The organism is Acidobacteriota bacterium, from assembly GCA_020349885.1.
GTDB lineage: Bacteria > Acidobacteriota.
In genome coordinates this window covers 2,107,696-2,121,089 of sequence record CP070701.1, presented here as the reverse complement: position 1 = coordinate 2,121,089, position 13,394 = coordinate 2,107,696, and the positions used below count along the sequence as shown (strand labels likewise).

The 13,394-nt window shown below is 63.9% G+C and carries 17 protein-coding genes; 3 read left to right on the top strand and 14 right to left on the bottom strand.

Translation table 11 applies throughout. The features are described 5' to 3' along the window. Positions 1 to 52: 52 nt before the first annotated feature. From JSV08_09010 to JSV08_08990, 5 genes are all read right to left on the bottom strand, one after another. Entirely contained in the window at positions 53 to 430 is a 378-nt protein-coding gene (locus tag JSV08_09010) for a hypothetical protein (protein UCF80629.1), read from the bottom strand. Next, positions 423 to 920 (bottom strand): DUF2085 domain-containing protein, encoded by a 498-nt coding sequence (locus tag JSV08_09005; protein ID UCF80628.1) that lies wholly within the window; start codon positions 918 to 920, stop codon positions 423 to 425. Before JSV08_09005 ends, JSV08_09010 begins: the two co-directional genes overlap by 8 nt. After that, the gene (locus JSV08_09000; GenBank protein ID UCF80627.1) at positions 917 to 1,387 is read right to left on the bottom strand and encodes a hypothetical protein; all 471 of its coding nucleotides are present in this window, start codon (positions 1,385 to 1,387) and stop codon (positions 917 to 919) included. The genes JSV08_09005 and JSV08_09000 overlap by 4 nt, the downstream gene beginning before the upstream one ends. Positions 1,388 to 1,493: 106 nt before the next feature. Further along, positions 1,494 to 2,909 carry an ankyrin repeat domain-containing protein gene (locus tag JSV08_08995; protein UCF80626.1) on the bottom strand — a complete coding sequence of 472 codons (1,416 nt, stop codon included), beginning with the start codon at positions 2,907 to 2,909 and terminating at the stop codon, positions 1,494 to 1,496. A gap of 181 nt (positions 2,910 to 3,090) precedes the next feature. Continuing rightward, positions 3,091 to 3,798, bottom strand: a complete 708-nt coding sequence (locus tag JSV08_08990) for a (d)CMP kinase (GenBank protein ID UCF80625.1) — start codon at positions 3,796 to 3,798, stop codon at positions 3,091 to 3,093. Between the two features lie 333 nt (positions 3,799 to 4,131). On the opposite strand from JSV08_08990, the gene JSV08_08985 reads away from it, so the two are divergent. Both JSV08_08985 and JSV08_08980 read left to right on the top strand, forming a co-directional pair. Next, complete coding sequence (locus JSV08_08985) at positions 4,132 to 4,449, top strand: zinc ribbon domain-containing protein (GenBank protein ID UCF80624.1); 318 nt, start codon at positions 4,132 to 4,134, stop codon at positions 4,447 to 4,449. Then, positions 4,446 to 5,483, top strand: coding sequence for a zinc-binding dehydrogenase (locus JSV08_08980; GenBank protein ID UCF80623.1), 1,038 nt, complete (start codon positions 4,446 to 4,448; stop codon positions 5,481 to 5,483). The genes JSV08_08985 and JSV08_08980 overlap by 4 nt, the downstream gene beginning before the upstream one ends. A 54-nt stretch (positions 5,484 to 5,537) precedes the next feature. Here the strand turns inward: JSV08_08980 and JSV08_08975 are convergent, their stop codons facing one another. From JSV08_08975 to rpsF, 8 genes are all read right to left on the bottom strand, one after another. Next, entirely contained in the window at positions 5,538 to 6,254 is a 717-nt protein-coding gene (locus tag JSV08_08975; protein UCF81875.1) for a class I SAM-dependent methyltransferase, read from the bottom strand. A 208-nt stretch (positions 6,255 to 6,462) separates the two neighbouring features. Then, a complete protein-coding gene (locus JSV08_08970; protein UCF80622.1) occupies positions 6,463 to 8,352 on the bottom strand; it encodes a GGDEF domain-containing protein in 1,890 nt (629 codons plus the stop codon). Between the two features lie 111 nt (positions 8,353 to 8,463). Next, positions 8,464 to 8,874: a VanZ family protein gene (locus JSV08_08965; GenBank protein ID UCF80621.1), complete on the bottom strand. Its 411-nt coding sequence runs from the start codon at positions 8,872 to 8,874 to the stop codon at positions 8,464 to 8,466. Further along, positions 8,871 to 9,041 (bottom strand): hypothetical protein, encoded by a 171-nt coding sequence (locus JSV08_08960; GenBank protein UCF80620.1) that lies wholly within the window; start codon positions 9,039 to 9,041, stop codon positions 8,871 to 8,873. The genes JSV08_08965 and JSV08_08960 overlap by 4 nt, the downstream gene beginning before the upstream one ends. Next, complete coding sequence (locus tag JSV08_08955; GenBank protein ID UCF80619.1) at positions 9,038 to 9,526, bottom strand: hypothetical protein; 489 nt, start codon at positions 9,524 to 9,526, stop codon at positions 9,038 to 9,040. The genes JSV08_08960 and JSV08_08955 overlap by 4 nt, the downstream gene beginning before the upstream one ends. After that, positions 9,523 to 9,969, bottom strand: coding sequence for a 50S ribosomal protein L9 (locus JSV08_08950; GenBank protein UCF80618.1), 447 nt, complete (start codon positions 9,967 to 9,969; stop codon positions 9,523 to 9,525). Before JSV08_08950 ends, JSV08_08955 begins: the two co-directional genes overlap by 4 nt. A 12-nt stretch (positions 9,970 to 9,981) precedes the next feature. Then, complete coding sequence (locus JSV08_08945) at positions 9,982 to 10,203, bottom strand: 30S ribosomal protein S18 (protein UCF80617.1); 222 nt, start codon at positions 10,201 to 10,203, stop codon at positions 9,982 to 9,984. Next, positions 10,203 to 10,670 (bottom strand): 30S ribosomal protein S6, encoded by a 468-nt coding sequence (rpsF, locus tag JSV08_08940; GenBank protein UCF80616.1) that lies wholly within the window; start codon positions 10,668 to 10,670, stop codon positions 10,203 to 10,205. The genes JSV08_08945 and rpsF overlap by 1 nt, the downstream gene beginning before the upstream one ends. A 309-nt stretch (positions 10,671 to 10,979) precedes the next feature. On the opposite strand from rpsF, the gene JSV08_08935 reads away from it, so the two are divergent. After that, positions 10,980 to 11,387 carry a hypothetical protein gene (locus JSV08_08935; protein UCF80615.1) on the top strand — a complete coding sequence of 136 codons (408 nt, stop codon included), beginning with the start codon at positions 10,980 to 10,982 and terminating at the stop codon, positions 11,385 to 11,387. Positions 11,388 to 11,498: 111 nt separating this feature from the next. On the opposite strand, the gene JSV08_08930 is transcribed toward JSV08_08935, so the two are convergent. After that, positions 11,499 to 13,043, bottom strand: coding sequence for a glycosyltransferase family 39 protein (locus JSV08_08930; protein ID UCF80614.1), 1,545 nt, complete (start codon positions 13,041 to 13,043; stop codon positions 11,499 to 11,501). Positions 13,044 to 13,394 lie beyond the last annotated feature (351 nt).

The following is a 13,394-nucleotide window of genomic DNA, read 5'->3' as shown; positions in this document are numbered from 1 at the left end:
GGCAATCTTTTGCGCAGTGGTTTGAGGCTGGCAAGCCCGCTCGAGGGTTTGGCTAAAACCATTTGAACCTCGGGCGGGCGCGGCGAAATCTTCTCACCTCCTTCCACGTGTCCACGAGATGCCGAATGTCGCGGTCGCGGGAGGCGATTTTATCCACCTGGGCGTCGAAGATGCGAATCTTCGTAAGCGACCTCACAATCAGGTAAACGCCCAGAAGGAAAAACGAGAAGCACAAAATTCCCAATGTCCAGAGCGCCATCTTCATCTCTCCCGTGTCGTAATAGCGCGAGGTAGCCACCAGGAAGGACGCGATCGTAAGGGGCAGCGCGGCGATGAGGATGCCCGTGCGGAGCGTCGCTAGCGAGGTGCGCTTCATGGCGAGAAGGAGCTGGATCTCGTTGATGCGCAGCGCCTCGCTTTTTTCACGCATAAGAGAGCTCCCGCACGGCGTCCTTCCCGGGCGGCTTCGTGAAAAGCACGTGCCAGACGAGTGCGATGGCGGCGCCGCCGAGGGCGCCGGTCACGGCCCGAAGCGCCGGGGCGTCGTAGATATCAAGTGTTTGGAAAAAACCGTCCACGGCCATCGGCGCAAGCGCCGCGGCGGCGGCGAGCATGCCGCGACGCGTCGAGGGGCGCCTCCACGCGGCGGCCAGCGCGAGCAGGGCCGGGGGAATGGCCGCGTATATGGCCGTGCAGCGGGTGCAGAGCGCCATCGGCGCGCCCGCGATGGTAAACGCGCGCTCGGGCTTTTGATGGCACGCGCCGCTCAACGCCCTGCGGCAGAGGGATGCGGTGCCGGCGCGTCCCGCCGACTCGAGAAGCGGTGCGGCGGCGCCCGCCGTGAACACCCCAAGCGAGGCGGCGGCCACGCCGATGCGAAGCCACGCCCCAAGGCTCGCCCGGCGCCGGCCAGAGCTCATTTCCACACCTTTTCATAGAACCACGCGCCCAAGGCCCCGCCCGCGACCATGAAGATGACGTCCACAATGCTGCAACAGCCCGCGCTGACGACGCTTCCGATCCAATAGCCCGCCTGGGCCCCCGGCTCCATGAGATCTCCCGGAGAAACCCATCCCCATTCGACCAGCATCTCTTCAATGTACTTCATCGATTCTTTCGAAAGCACTGCGCCGATCATGCGCCCGATGACGTCGCCCACCACCATGAAGGCGCTCGCAAGCGCCGCAGCCTTGGCCCCTTCTTTAATGGAGCTGCGTGGCGTCGCACTGAACGCGTGCACGATCTGGGAGGCCGTCACGCCCCCGCACAGGGCGCCCAGTCCGAGGACGACGACGAAATTGCAGCAGCCCAGGAAAGTGCCGAAGAAACCGGCCAGCAGGAATCCCGCGATCCCAAAAATCAGCCCCCACTTCAGCGCAATGTCCATCGGGATTACTCCTTACGGCGTATCTCGCTCCTCCTCCCACCCCCTTCCCCGGGCGGGGCGAGCATCGGCCATTGTCTCGACGTGGTCAGGAATCGAAAATTTTTCGTCATTCCGCCCCGGCCTCTTTGAGAAGTTCCGCAATCTCCGTGTGGCCCTTGTCCTCCGCCCACCTCAGGGCGGTCTTGCCGTCTGCCTTGTCCTTGGCGTTTATGTCCGTGCTCTGGTCGAGCAAAGCTTTCACGGTTTCGGTGTGGCCCGAAAACGCCGCGATAATCAGGGCGGTCCAGCCGTCGCTTTGCATCGCGTTCACGTCCGTCCCCGCCTCAATCAGGGCGTTTGCGATATCGGCATCGCCGTCCCAGGCCGCTTCCATCAAGGCGGTCGCGCCGTACTGATTCTTCATGTTCACGTCCGTGCCCGCGTCAATCAAAAGCCGCACGATTTCGACGTGGCCGCCTTTTACCGCCTTCATCAAGGCGGTAAAGCCGTTGTTGTCCTGCGCGCTCACGTCCGCGCCAACCTCGACCAGGACCTTCGCCGTCTCGGTGTGGCCCTTGTGCGCCGCAAGCATCAGGACGGTCCCGCCGTCTTCTTGCCTTGCGCCCAGGTCCGCGCCCGCCTCAAGCAGGGTTATTACCGTTTCCGTGTGGCCGCTTCCAACCGCTTCGGTCAGGACGGTCCGGTTGTCTTCGGTCTTCGCGTTCACGTCCGCCCCCGCCTCAATCAGGGTTTTTGCCACCTCCGCGTGGCCTTTGTGCGCCGCAAGCATCAGAACGGTCCAACCGTTTCGTTGCTTTGCGCTCAGGTCTGCACCCGCCTCAATCAGGGTTTTGACCGTCTCCGCGTGGCCCCTGTCCGCCGCAATCACCAAGGCGGTCAGGCCGCCGTAATTGCTCTTCGCGTTCACGTCCGCGCCCGCCCCCATCAGGGTTTTTGCCGCCTCCGCATGGCCCCTGTCCGCCGCCCACATCAGGGCGGTCTGGCCGATAAAATCTCTCGCGTTCGCGTCCGCGCCTTGTTCAAGCAGTTGTCCCAGGGCGTCGGTTTTGCCGGTCTTCGCCGCGCGCAGCAAGCTCGAATTGATTTCGGCCTGTTTGAAAATTTCCACAATCTCCGTGTGGCCCGAACGTTCCGCGGCATCCCGGGCCGTCATGCCGTTCTCGACTTTCGCGCTCGCGTCCGCCCCCGCCTCGAGCAGGACGTCCACCGTCTCCGCGTGGCCCCCCGCCGCCGCCTCCACCAGGGCGGTGTAGCCGTGTGCGTCCTTCGCGTTCACGTCCGCGCCCGCGCGCACCAGGGCCTCCGCCGTCTCGGTGCGGCCCCCGAACGCCGCCGTCATCAGGGCGGTCCCGCCGTGTTCGTCCTTCGCGTTAGCGTCGGCGCCTTGTTCAAGCAATTGCTTCACGCCGGCGGTGTCTCCGGCCTTCGCCGCGCCGATAAGGTCTGATCCATGTGCCGCATACCCGAAGAGCAGCGGAAGCAAGAGCGAACCGGCCTTGAGAGAATAGTTAATTTTTTTCATCTTTTGACGTCTCCTTTGTTGGGTTGTTGAAGTCGTTCACGCGGTTTGTCCTGTAGGACAGTGGGTTGCATCTTACTCCATGCACCGGCAAGTCCCGCAGAGCGAGGATGCTCGACTTGTCGGAACTCGTCGGGGGCGCAGGCGAGCCCCCGCCTTTTGCGGCGGCCGATTCCTGAAGCGCTCATCCGGGCCGCTCCGACGACTGGGCCGCTTGAAAAGACATCGATTCCATATGCTTCAAAATTTTTTCCACCACTTTCGGGACGCCGAGGTCCGTCGTGTCAACGGTATGCGCTCCTTCGGGAACGCGCAGCGGCGCCGTCGAGCGGCTGCTGTCGAGCGCGTCGCGTGAGCGGATCGCTTCCTGCACCTTGGGGTGGTCGAGGGCGGCGCCCTGCGCGCGCAACTCCTCGAGGCGCCTTCGGGCGCGCTCGGCTTCGTCGGCCTCGAGATAGAACTTGTACGGCGTGTCGGGGAAGATGGCCGAGCCGATGTCGCGCCCTTCCATGACGACGGCCGGGTGCCGCTCGGCCATCTCGCGCTGGCGCTCAATGAGCGCCTGCCGCACTTCCGGCAGCGCCGCAAGGCGCGAGGCGCGCTCGCTCACCTCCAGCGTATGCAGCCGCTCCGTCAGGTTTTCCCCGTCCAGGAACACATGCGCCTCGTTCCCTATGGCCCGCAGCTCGATGCGCCGCTTGTTGAGCCACGCCCACACGGCCTCGGCGTCGTCCGCCGAAACGCCGTCGTGCAGGGTTCCCCAAGCCGCGGCGCGATAGACCAGGCCGCTTGAGACGTATACGGCGCCCAGCCGCTGCGCCAGCGTCCGCGCCACCGTGCTTTTTCCGACCCCGGCCGGCCCATCGAGCGCCACGACGTAACGAGCCCCCATGTTCACACTCGCCCCGTTCTCATGTAGGAGGAAAGACCGAGAGCGCGCTCTCCCATTCTTCCGCTGGCTTTCCAGGCTTATGCACAAGCATCAACTTGATGTATGCGGACAGAAGGTTGCGTATTCTCTTCCATCGTTTTAGGGTTCTCGTTTACCCTCCTTGCTTTAACTTGATATTATAGACGCACGGGGGCCGCCAGCGCAACTTTCCGTGCTGAGCTGGGCGCGCGCGTTTCAGGATTGAGGCAGGGCGCGGCCCCAGCCCCCTCCCAGTCGACATATGGTAGAATAGGCTGTTTTTTTTCGCGTAGCGGAAGAAGAGAAGAGAAAACCATGCCCATCTACGAATACCGGTGCCGCGCATGCGACTGCACGTTCGAGCGGATGCAGAAATTCTCTGACCCGCCCGTGCGGAAGTGCCCGAAGTGCGGCAAGGGCAAGGTGGAGAAACTCATCTCGCGCTCGGCCATCAAGTTCGAGGGCACGGGCTGGTACGTGACGGACTACGCCCGGAAATCCGCCCGTCCCTCGGAAGCGAGTCCCGAGGAAGGCGCCGGTGACGCCAAGGGCAAGAAGGAGAAGAAGGAGGAAAAGAAGAAAGCGGAAACTTCCTCAGGCGGAAAAAAGCCGAAGGCCAAGGACAAGAGATGAAGGCGGTCGTCATCCGGGAGCACGGGGGCGTGGAAAAACTTCTCTTTGAGGACGCGCCCAGGCCCGAGTGCGAGCCGGGGGGCGCCGTGGTCAGGGTAAAGGCCTGCGCGCTGAACCATCTCGACCTCTGGGTCCGAAACGGCCTCACGAAGCGCGCGTTCCCCTTTCCCCTGATCCCCGGGTGCGACGTGGCGGGCGTCGTGGAGGAGGTGGGCGCGGGCGTGGATGCATGGAAGCCGGGCGCGGAGGTGGTGATAGCGCCGGGCCTCTCGTGCGGCTCCTGCGCGCACTGCAAGGCCGGCGACGACAACCTCTGCCCCTCCTACGCCATCCTAGGCGCGTGGGCGAACGGCGGCTGCGCCGAATACGTCTCCGTGCCCGCCGCGAACCTCTTTCTCAAACCGGGAAGGCTCTCGTTCGAGGAGGCGGCCGCCGTGCCGCTCGTGTTCCTCACGGCGTGGCAGATGCTCGTCACGCGCGCGCGTGTGCGCCCGGATGAAGACGTCCTCGTCCATGCCGCGGGAAGCGGCGTCTCCTCGGCTGCCGTCCAGATAGCGAAGCTCCACGGCGCGCGCGTGTTCGTGACCGCGGGAAGCAAGGAAAAGATTCAGAAGGCGAAAGAGCTCGGCGCCGACGAGGGCGTCAACTACAGGACGCACGATTTCACGGAGGAGATCATGCGCCTCACCGACAAGCGCGGCGTGGACGTGGTCGTGGACCACGTCGGCGGGGAGGTTTTCTCAAAAAGCCTCGCCTGCCTGGTGAAAGGGGGCCGCATCGTCACGTGCGGCGCCACCTCGGGCTACGACATCTCCTTCAACGCCGCGCTCGTCTTCTACAAGTGCGTCTCCGTGCTCGGCTCGACGATGGGCCGGCGCGCGCACTACTTCGACATCCTCGAGCACGTCGAGGCCGGCCGCCTGGAGCCGGTCGTGGGCCGCGTCCTCGCGCTTGAGGAGGTGCGCCGGGCGCACGAGCTTCTTGAGAGCCGCGAGATTTTCGGAAAAATCGTGCTCCGGGTCTCCTCACCCTGATAATCGGAAAATGAAAAACCGCGGCGCGGGGACGGGGAGAGGTTTTTAGGAGAATTATTTCTTCCGGGCGATGACGACGTCCTGGTAGTCGGAAGAATCAATTTTCCCGAACCACGAGCCGCGGCGGACGGGCTCGCTGATTGTAAGCTCGTACTTCCGGTGTAGGTCCCGGACGAGGGATTCATCGTGGGCGATGGAGTGTTCGTGCACGTCCTTGTTTATGGTGCGGTAGGAGCCGAAGGCGTACTCGAAATTCAGGGCGAGCGTCTTTTCCCGGATGGCCCGCAGCGACTCTTGGTTGAGGAGGTAGTAAGTGAGGTAGGCCCGTTTCCCTTTTTTCAGGACGCGCGAGATTTCCGCCATGTAGCGCTCCATGTCTGCGGGGAGCATGTGGGTGAACACGGAGAAGAGGAACACCAGGTCGAACGTCTCGTTCTCGTAGGGGAACGTGAAGGCGGCGGCGGGAATCCCGCCGCGGGGGTTGTAGGACCGGTTTTGCACGTCCGCCACCTGGAAGTGGAAATTGGGGAATTTATTCGAGATGTTCCTTTGTGCCCAGTGGATGCTTTTTGCGTCCACGTCGAACCCGTCGTAGCGTCCCTTCGGGCCGAGGTAGCCGGTCAGGCCGAACGCCAGGCGCCCCGCGCCGCACCCGGCGTCGAGCACCCGCTCCTCCGGCTCGAGTCCGCAGAGGTCGACCAGGCTCCGGACGAAGTACACGGCCACGTCCTTGTACGTTTTCTCGCTTCGGCCCCCGTATTGGTGGAGCATGATTTTCGATGGGGGCAGCCCCCGGCGGCCGTGGCCGGACACGAGGTCGAGGACGTCCAGCGCGAGAGAATAAAAGGGCTTCAGGACTTTCTTTATCCATCGCGGCGTTCGCCTTCGCACCGCGGCCAGGGGGGTTAGCGGATACGGCACGGCGTCTTTTCCTCAGGGCTTATTGCTCGTGCAAGCGAGTTCGAATCGAGGGGTTTTTTCATGGCTGAACACTCCGCGCCTCCGCGGCGAGCGCGTCGGCGTGGCGGGTGCAGTTTCGCCCCGCCTCTTTCGCCGCGTAGAGGGCGCGGTCGGCGGAGCGCAGGAGCGCGTCGGCGGAGAGGGCCGCGTCGGGCCCGCTTGAGCCGGCAAGGTGGGTCGCGGCGCCGACGCTCACGGTGACGTCGAGCTGCGTGCGCTCGTGGGAAAACGTTTCGGCCTCGACGGCTGCGCGGACGCGCTCGGCGGTGCGGAGGGCGTCGGCGGCGTCGGTGTCGATCAGGAGCACGGCGAACTCTTCGCCGCCGTAGCGCGCGGCGACGTCGATGTCGCGCACCGTGCGCCGCAGCAGGGCGGCCGTCTGCCGCAGCACCGAGTCGCCCGCGGGGTGGCCGTAGGTGTCGTTGAGGCGCTTGAAGTGGTCGAGGTCGAGCATGAGGAGCGAGAGTGCGGCGCCGGTGCGCTCGGCGCGCCGCACCTCGTCGGAGAGCGCCGCGCGGAAACGGCGGTGGTTGTAGAGACCCGTGAGGCCGTCGGTCACCGCGAGTTCCTCCATGCGCCGGTACATGGCGGCGGCTTCCATGGAGAGCGCGGCGTGGGAAGCCAGGACGGTGAGCGTCCGCAGGGAGCGCGCATCGAAAGAATTCTCGGAAAAACTTCCCGCCACGAACGCGCCGAAGCGGCGTTTAGCGGAGCAGAGCGGCAGGCCCGCAAACGACGCGAATCCCCGCGTCGGCTCCCGGAGCGAGAACAGGGGCATGGCCGTTCGCTCGCGGGTCGAGTCCTGGGACTGAAGGTCGCCGAACGAGACGGCCTCCTCGGCGTGTTCGAAAATCCAGCGCGCCCAGGAGGCCCCGGTTTTCGTTTCCCGCCACTCCTTGAAGGCGCCGTCCTCGAAGGCGGCGACATGATAAGGCCCCTCGCCGGACTCGAACGAGCACACCGCCGCCGCGTCGTAGGGCGCGGCGTCGTGCGCGAGCGACAGGAGCTCCTTCGCGATGCCCTGGCCGTCAAGAAGGGCCGAGAAGCGTTGCGCGCCCTCGAACAGCACCTTGAGCTCGCGGGCGCTTTCTTCCGCGTGCGCCACCTGGCGCCAGAGCGCGAGGGTTTCCTGCAGGTGCCCGGCCCACTCGCGGAGGCGCGCCCGGTCGCCCGCCACGAACGCTCCGACGTCGGGATGGTCGACGATTAGCACGCCCTCGAACCCCGGCCGGCGGGATCCGCCCGCGCCCTCGACGGGCGCCGCCGCGAGCGAGCGCACCGCTTCGCCTTTTTCGTAATAGGGAAGCGAGACCGGCGCCTCGCGCGAGGGCGCCGTGACGAGCGGCTCGCGCGAGCGCATGAGCTGGGCGAAGGGAAAAACGTCCTTCGAAAGCACGGCATGCGGCTTCATGTGCATGCTGTCGCTTGCGTGCGCGCGCAGAAGGAAATGCTCCTCCGCGGCGCTCCACTGGAAGAAGGCCGCCGTGCGCGCTCCCATCGCATGCTGCAGGAGCGCCATGGTGCTGTCGAAGTAGCGGTCGGCGCCGTCGAGCACGTCGGCGCGCGCCGCGGAGGGCGGTCCCTCCTTGCGCGAAAGGTCGCTCAGGCGGTGCCGCAGCGTGCGCAGGTCGAGCGCCTGCTCCATGTGGGAGCGGCGAAGGCGGCCCATGCTCCAGGCGGCAAGCGCTCCCGCGGCGATTCCCGCTCCGGCGGCGGCGGAGTCCGCCCATGCCGGCGTGCGGGCGAAAGCGCGCGCGCCCTCGAACACGAGCAGCGTGAGCGCGGCAGTCCACGGCGCGGCTCTGCGGCCTGCGCTTCCACGCCGGGGCGGGCCGGTGCTCCGCCGGTTGACCACAGTTGCAGCAGCCACGATCAGGAGCACGTAGAGGGGAATGCGGAACGGCGCCAATGGGGGGAAAAGGGAACACGCGCCGGCCAGGCACAGCGCCCATGCCGCAGGGACAGCGCTGTGCCATACGGGTTTCCAGCTTGTCCGCTTCGGCGGGCTCGCCATCTGACGCTAAGAACGGATAGGCGAATGCGCGGCCCGCCGTCCCCGCAGCGCCCGGACGAGCCCTGCGAACGCCGCCACGCCCACGAAGGCGCCGACCGTGTCGGCGAGCGCATCCCACGCCGTGGCCCAGCGTCCCGGGTGGAACGACTGCCACACCTCGTCGGCCGCGCCTATGGCCCCGGCGGCCGCCACAACGATGGCCGCCTCGACGAAGCGCGGAGGCCGCGCGAGGCCGCTCGTTACGGCGCGGATCCAGAGAAAAGACAGGCCGGCGTATTCCACGATGTGAAGGGCCCAGGCGGGCGCGGGCGGGACGCCCGTGATTTCAAACGGATTCGGGAGCGAGGAAAGATAGAAGATGCAAGCGACGTAAATTCCGACCGGCGACCAGAGGAGAATCCACCGCCGTGCGCTCATCGCGGAAACGGAGCCAGGATCCACGCGACCGCGAGTGACGCGACCAGCAGAATGAGAAACATTTTCACGGCGAAGACGGCGATGGCGCGGCGGTCGTTCCGCAGGAGCGTGCCGAAGAAAAGCGAGATCATGCCCATGTAGAGCACCATGAGGCCTACGTGACTCATAGCGATTTGCTTTTTCGGCCCACGGCGATGTCGAACGCATCGAGCATGAGCAGGAGATTCATCACGCCCGCCGTCAGGATGAAGCGGTTGCCGTACTCGGCCCAGGGGGAGTAGGGGTCGCCGTGGGAAAACGGAAAGGCGCGCAGGAGAAAATACGAAGGCCCGACGCCGAGGCAGGCGTAAGAGCCGAAGAGCGCAAAGAGATCGCCCTGCTGCGGCGTGTAGAGTTTCCCGTCGAGGGCGAATCCCACGCCGAGGGCGCACGCGATCAGAAGGAAAAAGACGAGCGCCTTGCCCCAGCGTCCCAGGAACAGGTGGCCCGCGCCGGGAAACAGCCACGCCAGAAGGGGCGCGATAGTGCGCGTGAGCGCGGTGTAGGGCGCCTCCATGGCGGCGGGCTTTTCTTCCGTATGCTGCGCCGTTTCCGAGATGGGCTCCATCGCTTCCGCAAGCGGCACGAAACCGTCCGGCCTCTCCTCGCTCATTCTTCCTTGACGACCCAGACCTTGACGACGGGCTGCACCTCGTGGTGCAGCTCGAGAGTCACGTCGTAGATGCCCAGCTTTCGGATGGGCTCGTTCAGGCGAATGAGCTTTCGGTCGATTTCAAAGCCCGCCTCGCTCAGTTTTTCCGCAATCTCGGCGACGGTGACGGAACCGAACAGCTCCTGGTTTTCGCCCACCTTTTTGGCGAGCGTCAGCGAGACGTCGCGCATGCGCTCGGCGAGCTGCGCGGCTTCCTCATGCGCGCTCGCTTCCGCCACGACGATGCGCTTGCGTTCAGCCTCGATGCGACGCATGCTGGCCTCGCTCGCCGGAAGCGCGAGCCCCTTGGGAAGCAAATAGTTGCGGGCGTAGCCCTCCTTGACCTCCACGACCGTCCCGCGGCCTCCGAGTCCCTCCACGTGATCGCGCAGAATGAGCTTCATGAAAAAATCTCCTTAGTCCGTCACGAAAGGAAGGAGCGCCACCATGCGGGCGCGCTTGATGGCGGCGTTCAGGCGGCGCTGGTGCCGGGCGCAGGTGCCCGTGATGCGGCTCGGGGTGATCTTGCCGCGCAGGGGAACGTAGCGCTGCAGAAGCTCCACGTCCTTGTAGTCAATGTAGTTCCGGCCCTGGCTGCAGAACCAGCACGTTTTTCGTCGCAAGAAACGCTCGACCATTACGAAGTTTCCTTTTCCTGTTCCTGGGATTCCGTCGTCGAATTCTCCGGGGCTCCGGCGGTTGCTTCCGTTCCGGCGGCAGGCTCCGTTCCGGCGGCAGGCTCCGCTCCGGCGGCCGTTTCCGCTCCGTCGGGACGGCTCGCCTCGCGCATGTCCGCATGCTTTTCGGCATAGCGCATCTCTTGGTCAAGACGGATGAGTAGGAAGCGGGAAACGTCCGGATCCAGGCGCAGGCGCCGCTTCAGCTCGGTGTTCGTGGAGCCCGACGACTTGAAGCGGACAATCGCGTAATACGCCTCATTCTCGTGACGGATGGGATAGGCGAGCGGGCGCCGCCCCCAACGGGTGACATCCTTGAACTCTCCTCCGGCCTCTTTGACGAGAGACTCGCAGAGCGAGAGCTTCTCGTCGACCTGCGCCTCCTCCGCCGAGGGAGAAAGCAGAAGCATTAGTTCGTATGTTCGCATCCTTTCGGTTCCTTTCCCCCGACTTTAGTCGGGGGACGTTTGGAGTTTCCCCGACTTTAGTCGGGGGAACAAGGAGTATTCCGCTTGTTTTTTTAGGCCTCTTTTTCCACCCGCATCGAATTGGCGTTCCGGGCGAAAAGCGGACCACGCCGAAGGATAGCACACGTGGAGGCTTTTGACAAGCCGGATGCCCTGCGATATCATAGTTCACGCCAGGAGCATGACCATGCCCAAGCGAATACAGCGCCTTTTTCCACGCTTGTTCGATGAGATTTAAACTTTTTATCCCATGAGGAAAGGAGGTTTCCGATGAAGAAACTCAACGTCAGCCGTTTCCTGTTGGCGAGCCTTGTCGTTTGTGTGGCGGTGTTTGTTCTCGAGGGGCTCATCCACGGGTGGCTCCTTCATGACTTCTACCGCAACCCGCTCTGGCGCCCCTGCGACACATGGATTTTCAGGCAATACGCTTCGCTCGTCGCGAGCGCGGTCGTGTTCGCGCTGTCCTTCACGTGGATTTTCCACTTCGGCTACGAGGGACGCAAGCTCGAAGGGCTGCGCTACGGCTTCTACATGTGGCTTTTGGCGACCGTCACCGTGACGTTCATGTGGTACGCCGTCCAGCCGGTGGGCTGGGTCGCGGTCTGGTGGATCGTGACCGGGTTTTTCAAGATGCTCATCTTGGGCCTGCTCGTCGCCGCCGTTTACAAACCCAGATAAGGGGTCAGACTCGACCGCGGCCTAAGTTGGACGGCGGCCCTTTCGCGAAGGCGGCTCGGCGGGGCGACTTGCTCCCGGGCGGGGGCGCGGGAGAGCCGAGCGAAGGCCGCCCTATTCCTTCGGCGCGAAGCGAAAAGTGCGAACGGAGCAGGGGCCCAGACGCACGGAATGGCTCTCGCGCCAAGAGCCCGTGAGTATGCTTTCGAAGGCGGCGTCCTCGTCCGGCCGCTCTTCGATGGCCAGGTGAAGCTCGCTGGCCTGCCTCGATTCGACTTCTTCGGGAAAACGTCCCTGCCGGATCTGGAGCACGGTTTCTTGGGAAGGGTGAAAAAGGGTGAGGCCCGAGTAGATGCACAAAATATCCGAATTCGTGATCAGAAGCGAATCGGGCGCCGCATGCTCGCGAAGCCACAACCCGGCTTCCCGACACCCGGCGTGGCTCTCGCTCTTGTGCTTGAGAAGGTGAACGCCCGTGAACCCGAAAGGCACCACGAGGAGGGCCGCGCTGAACACGACAGGGACCCACCGCCGCGCTCCGAAGAAACTCTTGAGAGTGCCTTCGAATTCCGCCATTCCGCGGGCGAGCCATGGCACCAAAAGCATCCCGAACTGCAGGAGGTAGCGATCTTCGAGATGGATCAAAAGGTAAGGGAGCGTTGGCAGCATTCCGGCAAGAAGCAGGAAATGAATTCGGGGCCGGGCCCATGCGGACGCGGACAAAAGCCCCAACCCTATCCAGAGCCATAAATGAAGGGGAATCACTTTCAGGCCGCCTGCGATGTAGAAAAAATCTCGCCCCGTAATGGACACGCGCTTGATGAAGCCCTTGGGATTGTGCAGGAAAGCGTTTAAAAAAGTATGCGGGGCGTCGCCCCAGATCACGGAGGCGTCCGGTTCGTAGGCATAGGACATAAGAGGCCATGTCTGGGGAACGTACCGAACGGCCTCCGTCTCAACGCTGGCCGCCCAGTGTCCGGTGTGATAGCGCAGAAATACGAGGTACGGGGAGGCGACGGCGAGAAAGACGGCGATGGCGAGCAGGACGTTCGGCCAACGCCTCCACCACCGCTCCGGGCTCAATAGCCAGGCGACCCCCAGGAGCGCGAAGAAGTAAAGCAGCCCTTCGGCCCGGCTCAGGTAAGCAAGCCCTCCCCAGATTCCGAGCGCAACGAAGGAGAGCGGGCGCGTATCCCCGCGAATCATGCGCAGCGCGGTGTGCATGAGAAGCAGCACGAACACATGCATAAGCCCGTGGGTTGGCGTCGTCAAAAGGACGCTGTTTGCCAGGGGAAGCACCGACCAGACCAAGGCCGCGTAAAGGGCCGTGCGCTTTCCGAACAAGGCGCAGACAAACGTGTAGAGAAGCCAGAGTCCGAGCGTTCCCGTCACGATGAAGACCAGTTTTACCGTCGTCTCGGCGGAGATCCCGAGAAAAAGGTTCAGCCAGATGACGACGGTAAGAAGCGGAGGGCGCGTGAGCTCGATATCGCCGAAGAGCGAGAGCCACCCCTCTCCCTGGTAGAAGCGCTCGGCCGCCCGCACCTGGTAGCCGAGCTCGCCGCTTATGTGGGGATAGAAAACAGTTTGAAACGCATGCCACGCGAGGGAAAGAAGCAGGAAGAAGATAAGCGCTTTTCGAGAGAGTCCGTGTTCCATGAAGGAGCCTATTTTACTCTGAGAAAGTTCCTTATGCTACGGGGGGTATAAAACCGTTTGACTTCCTCGGAAGCTTGGAGGTGCTGCATGTGCCGAAGGTGCCGCAGGTGCAGGCCGCACATTCCGCACCTCCCGCACTTTCAGCACGTTCACCGAACGCGGCAGCCTCGAAACTATTTCGCGTTCTGATTGGCATGTTGTTTTCCATGGAAGAATCGGTGTTCCGTCAAGCCGTACGGCATAGACGAGTATAGCGTATCGGGTTCGTTCGGGGAAACGAACCTGAAGAAATCCTTTGTTTGCACCACTTACTTGGGTTCGTTTTGTAAATTGAAGGGGGGAGGGGGGTGC

Bases quoted from the DNA above. Each gene is read 5' to 3' on its own strand.
- JSV08_09010 (UCF80629.1), bottom strand. From the start codon at position 430: ATGCGTGAAAAAAGCGAGGCGCTGCGCATCAACGAGATCCAGCTCCTT.
- JSV08_09005 (UCF80628.1), bottom strand. From the start codon at position 920: ATGAGCTCTGGCCGGCGCCGGGCGAGCCTTGGGGCGTGGCTTCGCATC.
- JSV08_09000 (UCF80627.1), bottom strand. From the start codon at position 1,387: ATGGACATTGCGCTGAAGTGGGGGCTGATTTTTGGGATCGCGGGATTC.
- JSV08_08995 (UCF80626.1), bottom strand. From the start codon at position 2,909: ATGAAAAAAATTAACTATTCTCTCAAGGCCGGTTCGCTCTTGCTTCCG.
- JSV08_08990 (UCF80625.1), bottom strand. From the start codon at position 3,798: ATGGGGGCTCGTTACGTCGTGGCGCTCGATGGGCCGGCCGGGGTCGGA.
- JSV08_08985 (UCF80624.1), top strand. From the start codon at position 4,132: ATGCCCATCTACGAATACCGGTGCCGCGCATGCGACTGCACGTTCGAG.
- JSV08_08980 (UCF80623.1), top strand. From the start codon at position 4,446: ATGAAGGCGGTCGTCATCCGGGAGCACGGGGGCGTGGAAAAACTTCTC.
- JSV08_08975 (UCF81875.1), bottom strand. From the start codon at position 6,254: ATGCTCCACCAATACGGGGGCCGAAGCGAGAAAACGTACAAGGACGTG.
- JSV08_08965 (UCF80621.1), bottom strand. From the start codon at position 8,874: ATGAGCGCACGGCGGTGGATTCTCCTCTGGTCGCCGGTCGGAATTTAC.
- JSV08_08960 (UCF80620.1), bottom strand. From the start codon at position 9,041: ATGAGTCACGTAGGCCTCATGGTGCTCTACATGGGCATGATCTCGCTT.
- JSV08_08955 (UCF80619.1), bottom strand. From the start codon at position 9,526: ATGAGCGAGGAGAGGCCGGACGGTTTCGTGCCGCTTGCGGAAGCGATG.
- JSV08_08950 (UCF80618.1), bottom strand. From the start codon at position 9,969: ATGAAGCTCATTCTGCGCGATCACGTGGAGGGACTCGGAGGCCGCGGG.
- JSV08_08945 (UCF80617.1), bottom strand. From the start codon at position 10,203: ATGGTCGAGCGTTTCTTGCGACGAAAAACGTGCTGGTTCTGCAGCCAG.
- rpsF (UCF80616.1), bottom strand. From the start codon at position 10,670: ATGCGAACATACGAACTAATGCTTCTGCTTTCTCCCTCGGCGGAGGAG.
- JSV08_08935 (UCF80615.1), top strand. From the start codon at position 10,980: ATGAAGAAACTCAACGTCAGCCGTTTCCTGTTGGCGAGCCTTGTCGTT.
- JSV08_08930 (UCF80614.1), bottom strand. From the start codon at position 13,043: ATGGAACACGGACTCTCTCGAAAAGCGCTTATCTTCTTCCTGCTTCTT.